This window comes from Amycolatopsis bartoniae (genome assembly GCF_014191255.1).
GTDB lineage: Bacteria > Actinomycetota > Actinomycetes > Mycobacteriales > Pseudonocardiaceae > Amycolatopsis_E > Amycolatopsis_E bartoniae.
This window is the reverse complement of sequence record NZ_JACHWH010000005.1, coordinates 83,906-97,267: the sequence shown is the minus strand read 5'-3', so window position 1 is coordinate 97,267 and position 13,362 is coordinate 83,906. Positions and strand designations below refer to the sequence as shown.

Sequence of the window (13,362 nt, the reverse complement as noted above, 5' to 3'; positions counted from 1 at the left end):
GTCATCCTTTCAGCCCGCTGGAGGTGATCGACTGGATGAACGTCTTCTGCGCGCCCAGGAACGCCAGCAGCACCGGCAGCACGGTGATCACGTTGCCCGCCATCACCGCCGCCCAGTTCGTGTGGTGCTCGCCCTGGAACGTGGTGAGCCCGAGCTGCAGCGTGTACTGCGTGTCGTGGTTGATCGCGATCAGCGGCCACGTCAGGTCGTTCCACGTGCTGAGGAACGTCAGCACCGCCACCGTGCTCAGCGCCGGGCGCGAGAGCGGCAGCACGATGCGGACCAGCACCCGCAGCCGCGAGCAGCCGTCGATCCACGCCGCCTCCTCCAGCTCGCGCGGCAGGGACAGGAAGAACTGCCGCAGCAGGAACACCGCGAACGGCGTCACCAGCGAGGGCACGATCAGCGCGCCGAGCGTGTCGATCAGGCCGAGCTTCTTCATCACCAGGAACGTCGGGATCATGGTGAGCTGGAACGGGATCGCCATCGTGGCCAGCATCAGCCCCAGCAGCACGCGGGAACCGCCGAACCGCAGCCGCGCGAACGCGTACCCGGCGAGGGTGCCCAGCACGAGGTTCGACACCACCGTGGTCCCCGCCACGATCACGGTGTTGGTGAACCAGCGCACGAACAGCGCGTTCTCCAGCACGTAGCGGTAGCCGCCCCAGTCCACCTGGGACGGCCACAGCGCGGGTGGGAACCGGTTGATCTCCGCGTTGCTCATCACCGAGCTGAGCAGCAGCCACACCAGCGGTGCGGCGAACACCAGCCCCAGCGGCACGAGCAGCAGGTGCCACGGGCTGAACGGCAGCCGTGGCCGCGTCCCCGTCCGCACGGTGATCCCCGCCGCGGCGGGCACCTCCACCCTGGTGGTCATCGCGCTTCCCTTCCCCGCCGCAGCAGGCGGACCCCGAGCCCGAGCACCAGCAGGGCCACGGCGAGCACGTACGCCGAGGCCGCGCCGTAACCCGCGGTGAAGTTCTGGAACGCCTGCTGCCAGACGAAGTAGACGATCACGGTGGTCGAGCCGAGCGGCCCGCCCTTCGTCGTCACGTACACCAGGTCGAACACCTGCAGCGACGTGATCAGCTGCCACAGCACGAGGAACGTCGTCACCGGCCGCACCGCGGGCAGCGTCACGTGCCACAGCACGCGAAGGGTGCCCGCGCCGTCGAGCCGCGCGGCCTCCACCAGCTCCGCCGGCACGTCCTGCAGCGCGGCGAGGTACACCACGACGCAGAACCCGGTGCCGCTCCACAGCGTGATGGCGACCAGCACCAGCAGGGCCTGCGCGGGATCGGTGAGGAACCCCTGCGGGGACACGCCGAGGTGGTGCAGCACCGAGTTCGCCACCCCGAACTGCGGGTCCAGGATGAACGAGAACAGCACGCCCTGCGCCGTCGCGGACAGCACGAACGGGATGAAGAACAGCGTCCGGTACAGCCCGATCAGCCGGATGCGCCGGTTCAGCACCAGCGCCAGCAGCAGCCCGAAGACGATGCTGAGCGGCACGTACAGCACCGTGTACAGCAGGGTGTTGCCCACCGCCTGGCCGAAGTGCGGGTCCTGCACCAGCGCGTTGTAGTTGTCCAGGCCCACGAACCGGGACGGGGTCACCAGGTCGTCGGCCTGGAACGACAGCAGCAGCGACCACACGACGGGCACGATCCCGAGGCCGATGATGACGAGCACCGACGGCGCGAGGTACGCCCACGCGGTGGCGGTTTCGCGGTGGCGGCGGCGGACGCGCGCGGCGGGGGCGAGGGTGATCGGGGCGGGCAGACCGGGCATGGCGGCCTCCTAGCGGGGGATGAGGAGAGCGGCGTCGGCGACCTTCGCGCAGTCGCGCAGGGCGTCGGCCGGGCTGGCCTGGCCGAGCAGCACGGACACGATCGCGACGCCGACGGCCTGCGAGATCTGCGGGTAGGCGGGGTGCACCGGTTTCACGCGCGCGGAGTCCAGTGCCGTCACGAACACCGAGAGCCCTTCGGTCTCCTCGGTCGCCTTCTGCCACTCGGGCAGGGCCTGCGCGCCGTGGCTCAGCGGCAGGCTGCCCGCGCCGGTGTCCCAGCGCACGTCCTGCTCGGGCGCGGTGAGCCAGCTCAGGAACGTGCGGGCCGCCTGGACGCGCTCTGTGCCGTTGTCGAACACCGTCCACGTGTCCGGGCCGGAGATCGTCACGGGCCTGCCGGTGAAGGTGGGCAGCGGCACGACGTGGTAGTCGATCCCGGCGTCGACGATGTCGGGCAGCTTCCAGGGACCGGTGGGCACCATGCCGATCGCGCCGGACTGGAACGCCTGGTACATCTGGTCGGAGCCGGACTTGGGGTCGATGTAGACCGACTTCGCGGCGGCGAGGTCGCGCACCACCTCCAGCGCGCGCACGCCCGTGTCGCCGGCGAACCCGATGTGCTTGCCGTCCTTCGCGATGATCTCGCCGCCGAGGTCCCACACCATCGGCCACAGCCGCCACACGGTGTCCTCGTCGCCGACGCCCGGCCACGCGGTGCCGAAGCGGCCCGCGCTCGCGTCGGTCAGTTTCGCCGCGGCGGCCACGAAGTCGGGCCACCGCCAGTCGTCGGCGGGCAGCGGCAGCCCGGCCTGGGCGAACAGCGCCTTGTTACACACCACGGCGAGCGAGTCGAGCAACGCGGGCACGGCCCGGATGCGGCCGTTGATCGTGACGGCCTCGCGGGCGGCGGGCCAGAAGTCCGGGCCGTTGTCCACGACTTCGGTCATCTCGGCGGCCTGCGGGCTGCGGGCGACGCTGGCGAGGTCGGACCCGAAGACGTAGGCGATGTCCGGATAGGACCCCGACGCGAGCGCGGCGGTGATCTTCTGCAGCATCGCGTCGGCCAGCACCCCGCCGCCGAGGTCGATCCGGATGCCCGGATGCGTGCGCTCGAAGTCGGCGGCGAGCCCCTTCAGCACGTCGAGGGCGGTGTCCTCCTGCCCGTGCCACATCTCGACCGTGACCGGGCCGCCGGAAGCGCTGCCCGGCGCGGCGCAGCCCGCCGCGAGACCGGCGGAGCCCAGCAGGAAAACGCGCCGGGTGAGGGATGTGCCCATGCGACCTCCCGTCAGCAGGTCTCGCGGACGTAGTTCTCCGCGTCGTCGGGCGTCACGACGTCGTGGTCGCGCCGCACGATGCTCAGCCGCGGCCAGTGCCCGCAGGCGTAGGACAGGCCCTCGGCGGTGTACTCGATGACGATCACGTGATCGCCGAAGGCCGCGGTGAACTCGCCGCAGTTGTGCTGTTCGCCGCACTCCTCGGCGACGGCGAAGTCCAGCCCGTTCTGCGTGTGCCGCGCGGACAGCTCGGAGGTGTTCTTCTGCGCGATCGCGAGGCCCTTTTCGTGCGCGTGCGCGGAGAGCAGCTTGATGTAGTCCTGCGCGTCCGCGTCGGTCAGCAGGCCGTCCGAGCGCGTGAAGCTGTCGAAGTTGTCCGGTTCGACCGCCTGGTAGCCCTTGGCGGCGCACTCGTCGATCCAGGAGTCGACCTTGGCCGCGATCCTCGTGCGCTTGCCGGCGGTGCCGACGTCCAGCAGCGCCTCGCCCCAGTCGCCGTCCATCACGACGTTGCCGCTCGCGTCGCGCAACAGCAGGTCGTCGTCCCACTCGCCCTCGGCGCCGGGCTGGGCCTGGAAGGCGTTGACGTAGCAGATGTTGTAGAGGCCCTTCGCGGGCGCGGTGCCGTGGTCGCGGGTGACGACCTTGACGCCCTCGGGCGGGTCGTATGCGCCGCCGATCTGGTAGTCGAACGCCGCGCCGGCCGGCGGGGGAGCGGGCGTGGCGGCCTGCGCGGCGGGGGCGGCGCAGGCGGCCGTGAGGAGCGCGGTGGAGGCGGCGGCGAGCCGGAGGCGGGAAAGGGGCATCTCGAACTCCGCGAACAGTGGGCACGACCCCGCCTCGGACACCCCGGTGTCCTGGCGACTCGGTCCGGGCTCGCGGCGGGGCCGCATACCGGCTGGGCGTACCTCTGCGTCGGGCGCCTGGGTGCCGACGTGGCACGAAGTAAAGCGATCAGCCGATCAGCTGTCAAGTGATCGACCGTGATCGTTCTCGTGTCGAGGCCGTCATTTCCGGTCAAATGGGTGGACGGCGCCGGGACGATGGACCTCGTGGAGCAGAAGGAGATCTGGGACGCCGAGACCGCCCGCCGCTACGACACGCCGGGCACCGGCATGTTCGCGCCCGAGGTGCTCGGCCCGGCCGTGGACCGGCTGGCCTCGCTCGCGGGTGGCGGCGCCGCGCTGGAGTTCGCGATCGGCACCGGCCGCGTCGCCGTCCCGCTCGCCGCACGGGGCGTGCCGGTGAGCGGCGTGGAGCTGTCGCCGTGGATGGTCGAGCAGCTGCGCACGAAGGCGGACGAGGCGGCGATCCCGGTGGTCCTGGGCGACATGGCGACCACGCATGTACCGGGGGAGTACACGCTCGTCTACCTGGTGTTCAACACGATCTCGAACCTGCGGACGCAGGCGGAGCAGGTCAAGTGCTTCCGCAACGCGGCGCGCCACCTCGTGCCCGGCGGGCGGTTCGTGGTCGAGCTGGGGGTGCCGGCCCTGCGGAAGCTGCCGCCGGGGCAGGACGCCGTGGTGTTCCGCAACGATCCCGGTTACGTCGGCGTGGACGTGTACGACGTGCTGCGGCAGGAGCTGGTGTCGCACCACTTCACGTTCGGTGACGGCAGGCAGGCCCGGGTCGGCAGTGGCCGGTTCCGCTACGTCTGGCCCGCGGAGCTCGACCTGATGGCGCAGCTCGCGGGCTTCGAGCTGGAGTCGCGGCACGCGGACTGGAGCGGCGCGGAGTTCACGGCGGAGTCGGAGTCGCACGTGTCGGTCTACCGGCTCTGAGGGTCCTCCGGCGGCGTGCGGCGGCGACGGCGGAAGGCGGCGGCGAGCCGGGAGTGCGGCTGCCACTCCAGGCCGTTGGGCAGGTTCCAGCCGAACTTCACGGCGGCCAGGCGGAACAGCAGCGCGCCCACCACGCCGATGACGAACCCGGCGATCGGCGCACCCAGGTACGTGCAGACGACCATCGTCGAAGCGACGGCCGCCGCGACGGTGCCGTACAGCGGGGTGCCGCCGAACACCGCGGGCACCCGCCGCAGCAGGACGTCCCGCAACGCACCCCCACCGACGGCGGTCGTGGTGCCCAGGAGGACGGCGGGCAGCCACCCCAGCCCGGCGGCGAGCGTCTTCTGCGCGCCGCTGACCGCCCAGAGCCCGATGACCGCGGCGTCCAGCGCGGTGAACAACCGGTCCCACGCCCGCGCCCCGATGGACACGGCAAACGCGACGAACGCCCCGGCCAGTGCGGTCGGCAGGTAGGCGTAGTCGGTGAGCGCGACGGGCGTCCCGTGCTGGAGCAGGGTGTCGCGGACGACCCCGCCCCCGAGCCCGGAAATGCTGCCCACGACGAGAATCCCGAAGAGGTCCAGCCGCTCACTGCGCCCCACCGCCCCACCCAGCACGGCGGCGGCGAACACCCCGGCGAGATCGAGGTACCGGGCCGCCTGGTTGATCGCCTCCACAGTGGTGTCACCTGCCATGGGAAGGACTGTAAACAAACCCCGAGAGTGGGGTGATCATCCCGTGGCCTGACACCGGGGATCACTTTGGACCCAGCGTGGTCACCCGTTGTGGGCCGGGCGTGGCCGCCCTCCAATGCCCGGCCACCCCCGCCCCTTTCCCTTGATCGTTTAACGGTTGGCTCGCCGCGTCAAGGGCGCCTTCGGCGTCGCTTCGCGATCGCTGCGCGACCCTTGACCCGGCGAGCCAACCGCTAATGAGGCTGGGGATCGGGGACGGGGGAGGCCTGGGCGTGTGCCGGGCCGTTCTCGTCGCCGGGTGGCTATTTGGTCGTGCTGTATTATTCCTTGTGTAGTTTGGTTGCGTAGTTCTGCCAGTTTTTCCTTTGCCGCTTTCTCTCGCTCGGCTTCTTGTTCTTCGATCGATCTTGCCTCTGGGGTTTCTCCTGCCAGCTCTGCCGAGCCGGCTGCGGTGGCTATGCGGCCTTCGATGCGGTCGCGGACGTAGTCGAAGCTCGGGACACCCGACTCGCTGTAGTCGGGCTCGGGCAGGTTCTCATCGGACATGAGCGGTCCCTTCGTCGTGTCCCGCCCATTGTGCTGGGGATCGGGGCACGGTGAGAGGGCCTGTTCAGGGTCGGTTCCGGGGTCTTCCCCGATCCGCGAACCCGGTGGCGGCGCCAGTATCGGCTCATGCGCTGGAAGATCCTCACCGCCGCCGTGCTCGTCACCGCCGCGCTCACCGTGCCCGCCGCGGCGGCCACGCGCCTGGCGCTGCCCGAGCCCAGCGGCCCGTACCGCGTCGGCGAGACCGACCTGCACCTCGTCGACGCCGCCCGCCCCGACCCGTGGGTGGCGGGGCCGCGGGAGCTGATGGTGAGCGTCCACTATCCGGCGCTGCTCGTGCCGGGCCGCGCGGCGCCGTACATGCTGCCGGGGGCCGCGGCGCACTTCGACGCGGTGACGGCGAACCAGTATCTCGGCCTCGGCACGCCGCCGGGCACGGACTGGGCGGCCGTCCGCACGCACGCGGTCCGCGACGCCCCGGCCCTGCCCGGCAGGCGGCCGGTGATCGTCTACTCGCCGGGGCTGGGGGAGCCGCGCACCTGGGGCACCGCCGCGGCCGAGGACCTCGCGAGCCGCGGTTACGTGGTGGTGAGCGCCGACCACACGTACGAGGCGCCGGAAGTCCAGTTCCCCGACGGTTCCGTGCGCACCATGGTCGAGCCCGGCGACCCGGACCCGTTCCTGCGCAAGGCGCTCGACGTCCGCGTCCGCGACACCCGGTTCGTGCTCGACTCGCTCGCGCGCCTGCCCTGGCTGACCGTCGACCGGGTCGGGATGCTCGGGCACTCGATGGGCGGCGCGGCCGCGGCGCTGACCATGGCGGCCGACCCGCGGGTGGTGGCCGGGGTGGACCTCGACGGGAACCTGACCTACTACGACGGCAGCCCGATGCCCCCGGCGGCCGAGGGCCTGGCGAAGCCGTTCCTGCTGGTGGGCAAGGACGGAACCACCGACACCGGCCCGGGCTGGACGGCGTTCCTCGCCCACACGCCGGGCTGGGCGCGGCAGCTGAAACTGCTGGGCAGCGAGCACGCGTCGTTCACCGACGCCGAAGCGCTCCTGCCGCAGTTGGGCGTCGGCGTGGGCACGCTGGACCCGGCCACCGCGATCCGCACCCAGCGCGCCTACCTGGCGGCGTTCTTCGACCGGTGGCTGCGCGGCGGGGACGGCCGGCTGCTCGACGGGCCGTCATCCCGTTATCCCGCCATGGCTTTCGTGTCCTGACCGTCCTCAGTGGACGAATGTCAGACGCTGCGCAGGACCGACACCACGATGCCCAGCACGACCGCCTCGTCGCCGTCGATCACCTCGTACGCCGGGTTGCGGGGTTCGAGGTAGACGTGCCCGTTGCGGCGGCGGTACACCTTGACGGTGGCCTCGCCGTCGAGCATGGCGGCGACGATCTGCCCCGAGTGGGCCTCGGGCTGGCGGCGCACCACCACGATGTCGCCGTCGCAGATCGCGGCGTCCACCATCGAGTCGCCACGCACGCGCAGGCCGAACACGGTGCCGCGGCCGGTGAGCCCGCGCGGCAGCTTCAGCACGTCGTCCACGTGCTCCTCGGCCGTGATCGGGACACCGGCGGCGATGTCCCCGACCACGGGCACCGGCACGGCGTCCTCGTCCGGCTCGGCACCACCGGTCTGCTGCAGGAACATCCGCACGTCCATCGGCCGTGACACGCTGGTGCCACGCCGGAGGAAGCCCTTGTCCTCCAGCGCCGACAGGTGCTTCGACACCGACGACGTCGACCGCAGGCCCACCGCGTCGCCCAGCTCGCGCGTGCTCGGCGGATAGCCGTGGCGGACCACCCAGTCCCGGATCGTGGCGAGGATCCGCTGCTGACGCGGCGGCAGGGCCGAAGTGTCCAGGTACTCGAGGTCGTCGTAGGCGGTCACCTGCGGAATCGTAGAGGTAGCCCTCGCGTCCACGGTCAGGTGAGTCCCCGCTTGTCCCGGGGGCTCTCGCGGGAGGACGATCGAGGGGACTTCCGGAAGGACTCGCCATGCCGGTGCAGCTGAACCACACCATCGTCGAAGCCCGCGACCGCGAGGAGACGGCCACGTTCCTCGCGGAGCTGCTGGGCCTGCCCGAACCCGTGCCGTACGGCCCGTTCCTCGTGGTGCAGGCCGACAACGGCGTCTCCCTCGACGTCGCCGAGGTCGAGGGGGAGGTGCACCCGCAGCACTACGCCTTCCTGGTGACCGAGGACGAGTTCGACCGGATCTTCGAGCGTATCCGGGCCCGCGGCCTGGATTTCTGGGCGGACCCGCATGGCCACGAACCGGGGCGGGTGAACACCCGCGACGGCGGGCGCGGGGTGTACTGGGACGACCCGAACCGGCACCGGCTGGAGATCATCACCCGCCCCTACGGCGGTTAGCTCGCCAGCACCTGCGGGGAAAGGGTTTTCAGCATCGCGTTGGCCCACTTGAGCTGGCGCAGCGTCTCCGGGTGGCAGCGTTGCGCCAGCGCCAGCAGCTCCGGGTCCTTCACCGCCTGCGCGCCCTGCGCCAGCAGCTCCCAGTCCAGCGACACGCCCACCGCCTTGCGGCGCAGGTCCGCCAGCAGGAGCAGACCCGGCTCCGCGCGGGTGCGGGTGAGGTCGCTCAGCGCGGTGCGCACCGGGGCCAGGACGCCGGACGTCTTCGCGGCCTCGTCGGACAGGCGGACGCCGTAGCGGCGGCCCGCCTCCGCGAGCGCCGTCGTGTGGTTGCGGCTCCACCCGGCCAGATCCCGGGCCACGTGGTGGATCTCGTGTTCGGCGTGGTGCCGGTCGGAGACGGTCAGCAGCTCCCGCGCGAGCGACCGCTCCGACCGGTGCAGCTCCCGCAGGGCGAGTCCGAGCTTCACCGCGTCACCTCCCCGGCGCGGGCGATCGCCGCCGCGGCCGTCTTGAACAGGGGCTGTTTCGAGACCGGATCCCAGTCGGTGACGGTCAGCTCGTTCGCCGCGCGGCTGCCCTTGTCGCCCGCCGGGTCGCCGGTGTCCCAGTAGCCGTAGCGGAACGGCAGGAACAGCACGCCTTCGCGGATGCCGCCGATCCGCGCGTGGGCGCGGACCGTGCCCCGCGGGGTGCGGATCTCGGCCAGGTCGCCTTCGGCCAGCCCCAGCCGCCGGGCGTCGGCGGCGGACAGCTCCACCCACACCTCCGGCGCCGCGTCCCGCAGCTCCGGTGCGCGAGCGGTCTTGGTGCGCGTGTGGAACTGGTAGATCGTGCGGCCGGTGATCAGGCGGAACGGGTGCTCCTCGTCCGGCGGCTCGTGGGGTTCGAGGTACTCGGCGGCCTTGAGCATGGCCTTGCCGTCCGGGTTCGCGGCGCGGTACTCCTGCGGCTCCGCAGGCGCGCCGGTGACGAGGTCGCGGCCGTAGGCCTGGCAGTAGTCCGGGTGCGCGAAGAACTTTCCGTCGGCGTAAAGATCTGCTGCTCGGCGAAGGACACCCCGGTCGCCTCGACGCGCACCAGCGCCTGGCCGGGGCCGGGCGGGGGGAGCTCGCGGGAGGTGACCTGGAGCCCGGTGGGCTCGACGCGGCCGGGAAGGACGATTTCGGTGGTCCGGATGCTCATGACGGTCCCTCTCTAGTGTGTGACTGATCAATCACTCTGGTCGCGAAAAACGCTCCCCGGAGGCCGGGGCGGCGGTTCTCAGCTCGGGTGGCGGATTCCGGCGGTGAGGACGGCCGACCAGTCTTCGCGGTCGTCCAGGCCGAGGGTGGCGATGAGGTGGCACAGCTGCCCGTAGGCCATGAACCGCTGCACCTGCTCGCCGGCCGCCCCCGACCGGCTGCGCGCGTACTCGGTGACGCGCGCCAGCCCCCGGCGGACCGCGTTCGCGATCTCGGGGATGTCGGCGGCGGACTGCGCGTGGACCTGCAGCATCAGCAGGCTCCGGTCGGCGATCAGGTCGGCGTAGGCGCCGCCCATCTCGTCGAGGATCCGCTCCGGGCCGCCGTCGCCGGCACGCGCCACGCCCCGGGCCAGCGCCTGCTCCACCAGTTCGTAGCAGCGGTCGAGCGCGGCCACGAACAGTTCGACCTTGCTGGGGAACAGCTTGAACACGTAGGCGGGGGAGATCGCGGCCCGCGCCGCCACCTTCGAGATGGGCGTGCTGTGGTAGCCGCGACCGGCGAACTCGTCGATCGCCGCGTCGACGACCACGTCGCGGCGGGCGTCGGAGGTCGAGAGCGTGGCACCCCGTCTGGTCATGTGAGTGACCGTACACTCACTCTCGTTCGGATGGCAACCCGGTGCCGGGTGGGAAATTCCGGCCCGGCCTCCCATGGCGATAGTTCTTGGCCCGGCGTAACGGGTTGCGCCGTCCGGACGAATACCCGTCCGACGCCGAAGGAGAGGTGCCCCGCATGCGCAAGCACACGGTGCTGGCAGGTCTGGCCGCGGCCGGACTCGTGACGGCCGCGGCCCCGGTGGCGGGCGCCGACCCGGCCGAGGTGGAGACGACCGTGTCCCAGGCGGCGGTGCTCGCCGGGGACACGGTCACCGTGACCGAGAAGGTCACCAACGTCCACGACTTCTCGGTCCTGCACCCGACCGTGCGCCTGTACAGCACTCCCGACGCGCTGTCGTCGTACGCGTCGCTGGTGGACTGCTCGGCGAGCTGCACGAGCGTGCCGGGCGGGTTCCAGGCGGTGCTGCCCGAGGCGCTGGACGGGTTCGCCTCCGCCACGGTCACCTTCACGCTGCGGATCGCGCCCGGGGCGCCGAACCTGACCGAAACCCTGCGGGGACAGCTTTCCGGCAGCAACTACGCGACTCCGCTGGTGGACGGTCCCGCGCTCACGGTCACCGCGAAGGCCGACGGCGCCGTGGGCCTGACCGCCACCCCGAAGCTGGGCCTGCTGGTGCCGCGCCTGGAGTTCACGGTGTCGCTGCGCAGCCTCGGCCCGGGTCCGGTGCAGGACGCCGTGGTCACCACGACACTCCCGTCCGGTTTGGACAGCAACGGCTGCACGCCGGGAGCGGGCACGGTCGCGTGCGCGTTCCCGGACGTGCCGGCCGGCGAGACCCGCACGGCCACGTTCTCGGTGCCGCTGAGCCTGCTCTCGCTCGGGCTGCCCTACACCTTCACCGCCCGCCAGACGGCGTCCGCCAGCCTCGATCCCGTCACGTCGAACGACACCGCGAGCACCACGTGCACCGTGCTGACCCCGCTGCTGGTGAGCTGCCGCTGACTCACCGCAGGGTCAGCCGGGTCTCGGCAGCCACCCGCGACAGCTTCTCCGGGTTGCGGACGTAGTAGAGCCCGCTGATGCGGTCCTCCTCGGTGCGCACCGCCATGATGCCGTCGATCTCGCCGTCCAGTCGCAGCACCAGCGCCGGATTGCCGTTGACCACGGTGTGCTCGCCGGTCAGCGTCTCCGGCTTCCTGCCGATGAGGCCCGCCACGAAGCGGACGACCCTGTCCGCGCCGGTGATCGGCCGCAGCGCCGCCTGCTTGACGCCGCCACCGTCGCTCACCAGCACGACGTCCGGGGCGAGGACGTCCAGCAGGCCCTGCAGGTTCCCGGTTTCCAGCGCCCGGCGGAACGATTCGAGCGCCTCCCGGGTCTCGGCGGCCGAGACGGCGGCGCGTGGGCGGCGGGCGTCGACGTGCTGCCGGGCGCGGTGCGCGATCTGGCGGACGGCTGCGGGGCTCTTGCCGACCGCGGCCGCGATCTCGTCGTAGCCGATGTCGAACACCTCGCGCAGCACGAAGACGGCGCGCTCGGTGGGCGACAGCGTTTCGAGGACGAGCATGAGCGCCATCGACACGCTCTCGGCTAGCTCGGCGTCCTCCGCGACGTCCGGGGCGGTGAGCAGCGGCTCCGGCAGCCACGGCCCGACGTAGGACTCCTTGCGGCGGCTCAAGGACCGCAGCCGGTTGAGCGCCTGCCGTGTGGTGATCCGGACGAGGTACGCGCGCTGGTCGCGCACCCGCGCCAGGTCGACGTCGACCCAGCGCAGCCACGTCTCCTGAAGCACGTCCTCGGCGTCGGCGGCCGAACCGAGCATCTCGTAGGCGACGGTGAAGAGCAGGTTCCGGTGCGCGACGAACGCCTCGGTGGCGGAGTCGCTCACAGCCGGACCTCCACCGCTTCGGCACGCAGCAGCTTCCGGCGCTCGCCGTCCTTGCTCCACCGGTCGCGCTTGCCGGGGTTGCGCGCCTCGTACGCCAGCTGCTGGACGGTGCTGCGGCACACCAGTTCCTTGAGCAGCGCGCCGGGCCGGCCGCCGAGGTGGAACCGGTTCGCGGTGTCGTGCTTGGAGGCGAACTGGAAGATCCCGGCGCGACGGCCCAGGCTGAGGCACTGGCCCGCGAACCCGACGTCGGCGGGCTTGGGCTGCTCGCCCGCGATGCGGCTGAGCACGGTCTCGGCGGCCTGCGGGCCCAGCTGCACCGCGGACTGGCAGCCCATCCGGTACGGCAGACCCGACGGCGCCGCCGCGTCCCCGGCCGCGACGATGCGCTCGTCGTCCACGCTCGTCAGCGTCTCGTCCGTCAGCAGGCGGCCGTCGGCGTCGGTGCGCAAACCACTGCGGGCGGCCAGGTCCGGCACGCCGAAGCCGGCGGTCCAGACGGTCACCTCGCCGGGCAGCTCGCGGCCGTCGCCCAGCCGGACGGCGTCGGGGGTCACGGCGGTCACCTGCTGATCTTCCACTATCCGCACGCCGAGCTTCGCCAGGCGCCGGGCCACGGACCGCCGTCCCCGCGGGTGCAGGTACGGGCCGAGCACGCCGCCGCAGACCAGGGTCACGGTGCGGCCCAGCTCGGCCAGCTCGGCGGCCACCTCCAGGCCGCTCGGTCCCGCGCCGACGACGGTCACCGTCCGGGCGGCCGCGACGACCGGCTTCAGCCGCTCCGCTTCTTCGAGATCGGCGATCGGGTAGGCGAACTCGGCCGCCCCGGGCACCTGGAGCGCGCTGCCGCTGCCGACGGCGTAGACCAGGTAGTCGTAACCGAGGGTGTCGCCGGATTCGAGGGTCACCCCGCGCCGGGCGGCGTCGATCCGGGCGACGGAGCCGACGACCAGCCGGACGCGCCCGGCCAGGACGTTACGGTAGTCGTGGACGGGGTTGTGCGAGCCGCCGACGAGCTGGTGCAGGCGGATGCGCTCGACGAAGTCCGGCCGCGGGTTGACCAGGGTCACGGTCACGTCGTCGCGTTTCGTCAGCCGGTTCGCGGCCATGACGCCGCTGTAGCCGCCACCGATCACGAGGACTGCGGTGTTCATTCAGCTCTCCTCCGTTCTGGGGTCCGGCCTCAAGA

Annotated in this window: 15 protein-coding genes and 1 pseudogene; 4 read left to right on the top strand and 12 right to left on the bottom strand. The window is 71.9% G+C overall.

From position 1 onward, the window contains the following. Window position 1: 1 nt before the first annotated feature. Genes FHX82_RS23985 through FHX82_RS23970 form a run of 4 tightly spaced genes read right to left on the bottom strand, consistent with a single transcriptional unit; the run spans window position 2 to window position 3,875 of the window. A complete protein-coding gene (locus FHX82_RS23985; protein WP_145936160.1) occupies window positions 2–877 on the bottom strand; it encodes a carbohydrate ABC transporter permease in 876 nt (291 codons plus the stop codon). After that, entirely contained in the window at window positions 874–1,791 is a 918-nt protein-coding gene (locus FHX82_RS23980) for a carbohydrate ABC transporter permease (protein ID WP_183176797.1), read from the bottom strand. Before FHX82_RS23980 ends, FHX82_RS23985 begins: the two co-directional genes overlap by 4 nt. A 9-nt stretch (window positions 1,792–1,800) precedes the next feature. After that, complete coding sequence (locus FHX82_RS23975) at window positions 1,801–3,069, bottom strand: ABC transporter substrate-binding protein (protein ID WP_145934868.1); 1,269 nt, start codon at window positions 3,067–3,069, stop codon at window positions 1,801–1,803. Window positions 3,070–3,080: 11 nt separating this feature from the next. Continuing rightward, the gene (locus FHX82_RS23970; protein ID WP_145934869.1) at window positions 3,081–3,875 is read right to left on the bottom strand and encodes an endo alpha-1,4 polygalactosaminidase; all 795 of its coding nucleotides are present in this window, start codon (window positions 3,873–3,875) and stop codon (window positions 3,081–3,083) included. Window positions 3,876–4,184: 309 nt separating this feature from the next. On the opposite strand from FHX82_RS23970, the gene FHX82_RS23965 reads away from it, so the two are divergent. After that, on the top strand, window positions 4,185–4,853 hold the full coding sequence (locus FHX82_RS23965) for a class I SAM-dependent methyltransferase (RefSeq protein ID WP_221216519.1): 669 nt from the start codon (window positions 4,185–4,187) through the stop codon (window positions 4,851–4,853). Here the strand turns inward: FHX82_RS23965 and FHX82_RS23960 are convergent. Next, the gene (locus tag FHX82_RS23960; RefSeq protein ID WP_145934870.1) at window positions 4,841–5,551 is read right to left on the bottom strand and encodes a trimeric intracellular cation channel family protein; all 711 of its coding nucleotides are present in this window, start codon (window positions 5,549–5,551) and stop codon (window positions 4,841–4,843) included. The genes FHX82_RS23965 and FHX82_RS23960 overlap by 13 nt on opposite strands. A 672-nt stretch (window positions 5,552–6,223) precedes the next feature. Here FHX82_RS23960 and FHX82_RS23955 point away from each other — a divergent pair. After that, window positions 6,224–7,321, top strand: coding sequence for an alpha/beta hydrolase family protein (locus FHX82_RS23955; protein WP_145934871.1), 1,098 nt, complete (start codon window positions 6,224–6,226; stop codon window positions 7,319–7,321). A gap of 20 nt (window positions 7,322–7,341) precedes the next feature. On the opposite strand, the gene lexA is transcribed toward FHX82_RS23955, so the two are convergent. Beyond that, complete coding sequence (gene lexA / locus FHX82_RS23950) at window positions 7,342–7,995, bottom strand: transcriptional repressor LexA (protein WP_145934872.1); 654 nt, start codon at window positions 7,993–7,995, stop codon at window positions 7,342–7,344. A gap of 107 nt (window positions 7,996–8,102) precedes the next feature. On the opposite strand from lexA, the gene FHX82_RS23945 reads away from it, so the two are divergent. Then, on the top strand, window positions 8,103–8,480 hold the full coding sequence (locus tag FHX82_RS23945; protein ID WP_145934873.1) for a VOC family protein: 378 nt from the start codon (window positions 8,103–8,105) through the stop codon (window positions 8,478–8,480). On the opposite strand, the gene FHX82_RS23940 is transcribed toward FHX82_RS23945, so the two are convergent. From FHX82_RS23940 to FHX82_RS23930, 4 genes and pseudogenes are all read right to left on the bottom strand, one after another. After that, complete coding sequence (locus tag FHX82_RS23940; RefSeq protein ID WP_145934874.1) at window positions 8,477–8,950, bottom strand: hypothetical protein; 474 nt, start codon at window positions 8,948–8,950, stop codon at window positions 8,477–8,479. The genes FHX82_RS23945 and FHX82_RS23940 overlap by 4 nt on opposite strands. Then, window positions 8,947–9,393, bottom strand: a complete 447-nt coding sequence (locus FHX82_RS23935) for a molybdopterin dinucleotide binding domain-containing protein (protein WP_308431548.1) — start codon at window positions 9,391–9,393, stop codon at window positions 8,947–8,949. The genes FHX82_RS23940 and FHX82_RS23935 overlap by 4 nt, the downstream gene beginning before the upstream one ends. 122 nt (window positions 9,394–9,515) lie before the next feature. Beyond that, window positions 9,516–9,665: pseudogene (locus FHX82_RS38045) on the bottom strand (NADPH:quinone reductase); the annotation flags it as partial. A gap of 78 nt (window positions 9,666–9,743) precedes the next feature. Then, window positions 9,744–10,304, bottom strand: a complete 561-nt coding sequence (locus tag FHX82_RS23930; protein WP_145934876.1) for a TetR/AcrR family transcriptional regulator — start codon at window positions 10,302–10,304, stop codon at window positions 9,744–9,746. Between the two features lie 155 nt (window positions 10,305–10,459). Here FHX82_RS23930 and FHX82_RS23925 point away from each other — a divergent pair, with 155 nt between their 5' ends. Next, a complete protein-coding gene (locus tag FHX82_RS23925; RefSeq protein WP_145934877.1) occupies window positions 10,460–11,287 on the top strand; it encodes a DUF11 domain-containing protein in 828 nt (275 codons plus the stop codon). Between the two features lies 1 nt (window position 11,288). Here the strand turns inward: FHX82_RS23925 and FHX82_RS23920 are convergent, their stop codons facing one another. Further along, a complete protein-coding gene (locus FHX82_RS23920) occupies window positions 11,289–12,173 on the bottom strand; it encodes an RNA polymerase sigma-70 factor (RefSeq protein ID WP_145934878.1) in 885 nt (294 codons plus the stop codon). Beyond that, on the bottom strand, window positions 12,170–13,327 hold the full coding sequence (locus FHX82_RS23915) for an NAD(P)/FAD-dependent oxidoreductase (RefSeq protein ID WP_145934879.1): 1,158 nt from the start codon (window positions 13,325–13,327) through the stop codon (window positions 12,170–12,172). The genes FHX82_RS23920 and FHX82_RS23915 overlap by 4 nt, the downstream gene beginning before the upstream one ends. Window positions 13,328–13,362: the final 35 nt, after the last annotated feature.

What these genes read in the sequence shown, in the direction of transcription:
- FHX82_RS23985 (WP_145936160.1), bottom strand. Translation starts at nt 877, where the DNA reads ATGACCACCAGGGTGGAGGTGCCCGCCGCGGCGGGGATCACCGTGCGG.
- FHX82_RS23980 (WP_183176797.1), bottom strand. Translation starts at nt 1,791, where the DNA reads ATGCCCGGTCTGCCCGCCCCGATCACCCTCGCCCCCGCCGCGCGCGTC.
- FHX82_RS23975 (WP_145934868.1), bottom strand. Translation starts at nt 3,069, where the DNA reads ATGGGCACATCCCTCACCCGGCGCGTTTTCCTGCTGGGCTCCGCCGGT.
- FHX82_RS23970 (WP_145934869.1), bottom strand. Translation starts at nt 3,875, where the DNA reads ATGCCCCTTTCCCGCCTCCGGCTCGCCGCCGCCTCCACCGCGCTCCTC.
- FHX82_RS23965 (WP_221216519.1), top strand. Translation starts at nt 4,185, where the DNA reads ATGTTCGCGCCCGAGGTGCTCGGCCCGGCCGTGGACCGGCTGGCCTCG.
- FHX82_RS23960 (WP_145934870.1), bottom strand. Translation starts at nt 5,551, where the DNA reads ATGGCAGGTGACACCACTGTGGAGGCGATCAACCAGGCGGCCCGGTAC.
- FHX82_RS23955 (WP_145934871.1), top strand. Translation starts at nt 6,224, where the DNA reads ATGCGCTGGAAGATCCTCACCGCCGCCGTGCTCGTCACCGCCGCGCTC.
- FHX82_RS23945 (WP_145934873.1), top strand. Translation starts at nt 8,103, where the DNA reads ATGCCGGTGCAGCTGAACCACACCATCGTCGAAGCCCGCGACCGCGAG.
- FHX82_RS23935 (WP_308431548.1), bottom strand. Translation starts at nt 9,393, where the DNA reads ATGCTCAAGGCCGCCGAGTACCTCGAACCCCACGAGCCGCCGGACGAG.
- FHX82_RS23930 (WP_145934876.1), bottom strand. Translation starts at nt 10,304, where the DNA reads ATGACCAGACGGGGTGCCACGCTCTCGACCTCCGACGCCCGCCGCGAC.
- FHX82_RS23925 (WP_145934877.1), top strand. Translation starts at nt 10,460, where the DNA reads ATGCGCAAGCACACGGTGCTGGCAGGTCTGGCCGCGGCCGGACTCGTG.
- FHX82_RS23915 (WP_145934879.1), bottom strand. Translation starts at nt 13,327, where the DNA reads ATGAACACCGCAGTCCTCGTGATCGGTGGCGGCTACAGCGGCGTCATG.